The 5,185-nt window shown below is 53.8% G+C and carries 6 protein-coding genes; 3 read left to right on the top strand and 3 right to left on the bottom strand.

Translation table 11 applies throughout. The features are described 5' to 3' along the window. From Q8Q07_06000 to Q8Q07_06010, 3 genes are all read right to left on the bottom strand, one after another. Positions 1-1,582: recombinase family protein (locus tag Q8Q07_06000; GenBank protein ID MDP3879839.1), on the bottom strand; the 1,582-nt coding region annotated here is incomplete at its 3' end. Between the two features lie 17 nt (positions 1,583-1,599). Then, positions 1,600-2,526 (bottom strand): hypothetical protein, encoded by a 927-nt coding sequence (locus Q8Q07_06005; GenBank protein ID MDP3879840.1) that lies wholly within the window; start codon positions 2,524-2,526, stop codon positions 1,600-1,602. 4 nt (positions 2,527-2,530) lie between these two features. Further along, a complete protein-coding gene (locus Q8Q07_06010) occupies positions 2,531-2,926 on the bottom strand; it encodes a helix-turn-helix domain-containing protein (protein ID MDP3879841.1) in 396 nt (131 codons plus the stop codon). 157 nt (positions 2,927-3,083) lie between these two features. Here Q8Q07_06010 and Q8Q07_06015 point away from each other — a divergent pair, with 157 nt between their 5' ends. The 3 genes from Q8Q07_06015 to Q8Q07_06025 form a co-directional block, all read left to right on the top strand. Next, entirely contained in the window at positions 3,084-3,320 is a 237-nt protein-coding gene (locus Q8Q07_06015; GenBank protein MDP3879842.1) for a helix-turn-helix transcriptional regulator, read from the top strand. Positions 3,321-3,424: 104 nt separating this feature from the next. Next, the gene (locus Q8Q07_06020; protein MDP3879843.1) at positions 3,425-4,405 is read left to right on the top strand and encodes a hypothetical protein; all 981 of its coding nucleotides are present in this window, start codon (positions 3,425-3,427) and stop codon (positions 4,403-4,405) included. Between the two features lie 32 nt (positions 4,406-4,437). Next, positions 4,438-5,185, top strand: a 748-nt coding sequence (locus Q8Q07_06025) for a DUF3854 domain-containing protein (GenBank protein ID MDP3879844.1), incomplete at its 3' end; no start/stop codon positions are given.

Here is a 5,185-nt window from a genome sequence, read left to right on the forward strand (position 1 = left end):
CCTCAGCTCCACCAAGGTTATCAATAGGTAGAACTGATACATCATCCCAACCGCTCGGACCCTGCACCAGGGGCAGCTTGTAGCGCACCGTGACAGATTTACCATCAGTTTCCAATCGCTTTACGAACGAACGCAAAAACGCTTTCCTTTCCGTCAGGTCAGACTCTACCAGCAGTTTGCGCAGATCCCGGGCGCGTTCCTGAATAAGCGCAACATCCAACAGTTCAATCCCCTTACCTGCGATTTCCGTCTCTATCTTTGTCCTATTCCTCTCCAGTGTCTCCTGCCGAGCCTTCAGTTCCTTAATTCTTGATGATACATCGTCGAGGTCAATCTTCCCCGTTTCCAGGGCGTCATAGAGACGAGCAAGTCTTGCTCTCACATCCCTGAGTTCAGCATCAATGACGTCAAGGCTTTCCTTGAATCCACTCGCCGCAGACCTCATTTCCTCATTTGTAATCATTACCAGCTCTTCCATGTGCTCGTCGCTCAGAACTCGAGAGCGCAGCTCTTCTATGACCTGCCGTTCCAGCTTCTCTTTGGGAAGCATCCTGGCGTCGCAGGCTTCTTTACCCTGCTTAAATCCTCTGGAGCATAGATAATAGAAGTGTCTCTTGGATTTAGCGCTGTGGCCGGTCATAGCGGCGCCGCAACGGCAGAACATCATTCCACTGAGAAGGTAGAAACTGGGTACGGTTCTCGGATGAGTAACCTGGGGCCGCTTGGAGGCCATTTTACTCTGGACAAACTTGAAAGTCTGCACGTCAATAATCGCCGGCCAGGCATTGGCTACTCTTACCGGTGGTTCGCCGCTGCGCACCGCGGGATAGCCCTGTCTTCCTCCCCACACCAAGGTACCTGTATAGGCTTCATTGGACAGGATCTTGTAGATTGTAGTCCGCCCCCACCGCTGGCCGGCAGTGGTACGCAGGCCCTCATGGTTCAGAGTCTTGGCGATCTCTTTACAGCCGATATCCCGCGATGCCATATCAAAGATTCTTTTGACTGTCTGTAAGGTAACCGAGTCCTCCGGGTCAGGCTCCAGCTTATTTCTCATTCTATCGCCGTCTTTTACCGTTACTCGATGGTATCCGTATGGCGGTCTGCTTCCGTTATAGAAGCCACGGGAAGCGTTTTCGCGCATACCCCTCTTGATGTCCTGGCCGAGGTTGGCGCTGTAGAACTCATCGATTGACTCGATTACCCCTTCCAGCAGCCGGCCGGAGGGGCTGTCGTCCATCGGCTCATTGATGGAGATGACCTCGATTCCCTTGTTCCTGAGCAGGGTTTTATAAGTGACGGAATCGGCGCGGCTCCGAGCAAAGCGGTTGAGTTTCCATACCAGGATGGCGCTGAAAGGGGGATTCTTGGTTCGCGCCAGGGCGATCATCTCCTTGAATGCGGGTCTTGATGCCGTGCGCCCGCTTTCCGCTTCATCAATAAACTCCCTGACTATCGAGTAGCCGTTTTTCACGGCATACTCCCTGATCGCCCTTAGCTGAGCGGAAATCGACAGGTCAGTATCCTGCTTGTCAGACGAAACCCGGGCATAAAGCGCTGTCTTTCTTGTTTCACTATCCATTTTCATTTTCCTCCCAACTATAGACGCTGGTGAAAGTCTTCCACCATAACCGGCTTCTCTCTTTCAATTTGTTGGCCTAATAGATGCCCGTCCTGTGCCAGCAGCACAACCAGAACCACCTTGATGGCACCGGAGTTCGGGTCTATCAGCGGCCCGGCAATTGCAGTCAATCCTTCGTCCGTCTCATCCTCAAAGATGGTAATCCGCCGGACCAGATGGGCTTTCTTGTTGTTTATCGCCATATCCACCAGGGAGCCGGGTATGACAGCCCTTCCTTTCCTGGGAAAGAAACCATCGAAGTCGTGGAAATTGGCTTCCAGGTTGTCATCGTTATGACTCTCCGTCCAATATTTCACCTTCCATTCTTTGTTGCCAACTTCAGGCTCATACAATGCCCCGTAGAAAAATAGCTCCCCCTGCAGAACTTCTCCCATTCGAAGAAGCACCTGCGAGCAGCTTTTTGAATAGTTCTTAGCCAGAGCAATAACATCCAGTCCGGTCTGGTAAACTTTGCCCTTGAAGCTTTCTTCGGGCAGCAAGACCGCTGAGGCAAACTTGTTGGCGGCAATATGGCGGGCTCTGGTTCTCAGCGGCATATAGTCCGGGTGGACCTCGGCGAAAAGCGTTTCCATCATCTCCCTTATCTCGTGGAGAATGGTATTCTCGGTGCCGCTCAGCGAGTCTCCCTTTCTGAAATAGATGTTTCTGTCTTCGCCGTAAATTTCATGGTAGCCGCGCATGTTATCGGGCATCTTCTCCAAGCCGTTGACCTTGATACCGCAACTGGCAGCCACCGCCTTCAGCGTCCCCAGGTTAAGGGGTAGGCACCTTAAGTAGACTGTCCGGAACTCTTCCGCCAGCTGATCTTCAGTGACTTCGTCCGGTGTACCCAGATTCCGGATAACATGGTCACAGAATACCTCGAGATCGCTGAAGCTCTTCATCGAGTTATCCTCCCGGTAAAAGTTTTTTCTTCGTCGCCTTCTCGTACATTTCCACGATAAAGCGCTTCACATCGGTAGTAAGCTCACCCTTGACGCGGGCGCCTGACTTGTACCGCCGGTCGCTCATGACGTAGCGGAAGGCCAGCTCCACCTCCTCTTCCTCACTGAGGCCGCTTTCGGCTTCATCAAGGTAGCCCGCGGCCTTTATCAGGTCTCTCACCGGCACGTCGTAGACAGGGGCAAGCCGCTTCAGAATGTCCAGCCCGGGCGGCCGTCGCCGGCCGTGCTCGATCTGAGCCAGGTAGGAACTTGAAATCCCGGCCTTTGCCTCAACGTCCCTGAGCGAGAGACCATGCTCATTCCTCAGCCTTTTCAGGTAGCTGCCAAAAACTTCTTCCATAGGATCATCACCTCTTTCCGAGATCATAACACACTTTGCGAATAATATCAATACCCTATTGATACAAAGTGCAAGACTTTAGAGACAAATAACGCTTGACATTTTTTCAAACCATGTTCTACACTATTGTAAACGAAATGTGTGCTGGAGTCAATACATGCTCAAGGTAAATCTAAAGAGGGATGCCTTTGAAATCGCCATCACCCGGCGCAATCTCTCCCAGAAGAGGCTGGCGGAGAAACTGAACATATCGAGAAGCTACCTCTCCGAAATCGTCACCGGCAAGAGACCGGCTTCCGCCTTCATGCGCCAGCGACTGCTTGATTTCTTCAGGGATTACACCTTCGACGACCTGTTTATCATCGAGGAGAACAACAATGGCGACCGAGGCTGATCGGGAAGATTTCAGGAACGGCTTGCGTATACTGGCGCGGATGATTGTCCGGGCGCATTTGAGAGATATGGCAGTGTCAAGAGAAAACGAAGAGGAGGTTTGCGATGCCAATCAAAGGTGTGAGCGAGGTTGTGAGGCTCCCCCGCTTGGGGAAGATAAGGCTGGGGATAAAGAGGGAGACGGATGACGGGATACCCTACCCTTCCCCGACAGACCATTTCGTCTGTCCCGATGAGGTGAAGAAAGTCTTCGGCGAGAAGCCAAAGAAGCTCCGCATCATGTTCCCTACCGAAGATGAGACCCAGTGGGCCAGCCAGTACTTTCGGTGTTACTCGGAAAGCGGGAGTCTCATCTGTCGCGGGGACGGCGAGACGGCGCTGGCCAGGGTGGAAACAATCGGGCGGGAAAGAAGCTCAAAAGAGAAAATAATCACCAAGATGCTGGAGATGCCGTGCAATCCCGACAGGTGTCCCTGTTATCAGAAAAGCTATTGCCGCCGGGTAATGAACCTTCAGTTCCTGTTACCCGACTGCCCCGGCTTCGGGGTCTACCAGATGGATACCACCTCTTTCTATTCCATCGTCAACATCAATTCCAGCCTTGAGCTTATCCGGGGCACCTGCGGTCGGCTGTCCATGCTTCCTTTGACTCTCAAGCTGGTCGAACAGGAGGTCCAGCCGGAAGGCAGGAAGAAGACAGTGCGTGTGCTGAGTCTGACGGCTACCGGCTCGCTTGCCGAAATCCAGAAGTATGCCCGGGTACCGCCGGGGCAGGTGCTGCTCCTACCGCCGCCGGACAGCGAAGTTCCTGACGACCTGTTCTCCGAGGAGATTTTCAAGCCCGCAGAACCCGTAAGGACTCTCAATCGCGTGGATAAAGCTCTAATCGAGCTGTGGGACAGAGTGAAAAGCAGGGTATGGCGCCTGGACATACGGGACTCTCAAATTGCCGACTGGTTCCGCAGAAACTACCGGCTGGACGTCCGTTTAAGCGACTTCGACTTTGTTGAGCCGCCGGACCAGATTACCGCTGAATCTCTCGAGCATTTCCTGAAGACGCTGGAACGCCACGCCGACCAGGCCTGACAGGCTGAGTACATCCCGAGATAAGGAACGCTATGGCTGAATCCGTCTTTTCAGAAACCATACCGGAGCTCATGACCGACCACCTCCGCCATCTGCAGGAGGGAAGCGGCCTCGGTGCTGACGTGATCAAGGAGAGAGGCTACCGCAGCCTGCTGGGGAAGTCTGAGCTCGAGAAGCTGGGTTTCACCAGGACACAGCGGCGCACGCCCGGTATTCTCATCCCCCTGTGGGGAGTCGACGGCAAGGAAGCGGGCTACCAGTACCGCCCTGACGGCCCGCGCCTCGATACCCGGGGCAGGCCGGTGAAATACGAATCGCCTGCCGGTGGTAGCAACCGGCTGGACTGCCCGCCAAGATGCCAGAAGATGCTGGGAGATCCAAAGATACCGCTCTGGATTACCGAGGGCTCCAAGAAGGCCGATGCCCTTGCCTCTAAAGGGGCGTGCGCTATCTCCGTCACCGGCGTCTGGGGCTTTAAGGGCAAGAACCAGTTCGGCGGCATCACCTTTCTCACGGACTGGGACTATATCGCCCTCAAAGGCCGTACGGTTTATCTCGCCTTCGACTCCGATATCGTCACCAAGGAGATGGTCAGAAAAGCCCTGGAGCACATCGGCGAGCATCTCAGGCGGAAAGAGGCGAAGGTTCATGTTATTCAGCTTCCCCAGGCGGGAGAGAAGATGGTTGGTATTGATGATTATGTCCTGGAGCACTCTCTTGAGGAAGCACAAAAGCTGGTTACAGACTTCAAGCTGGAAGAGACCGAAGATAAAAACCGTT

Source organism: Dehalococcoidales bacterium (genome assembly GCA_030698765.1).
Taxonomy (GTDB): Bacteria; Chloroflexota; Dehalococcoidia; order Dehalococcoidales; family UBA2162; genus JAUYMF01.

Bases quoted from the DNA above. Each gene is read 5' to 3' on its own strand.
- Q8Q07_06005 (MDP3879840.1), bottom strand. From the start codon at position 2,526: ATGAAGAGCTTCAGCGATCTCGAGGTATTCTGTGACCATGTTATCCGG.
- Q8Q07_06010 (MDP3879841.1), bottom strand. From the start codon at position 2,926: ATGGAAGAAGTTTTTGGCAGCTACCTGAAAAGGCTGAGGAATGAGCAT.
- Q8Q07_06015 (MDP3879842.1), top strand. From the start codon at position 3,084: ATGCTCAAGGTAAATCTAAAGAGGGATGCCTTTGAAATCGCCATCACC.
- Q8Q07_06020 (MDP3879843.1), top strand. From the start codon at position 3,425: ATGCCAATCAAAGGTGTGAGCGAGGTTGTGAGGCTCCCCCGCTTGGGG.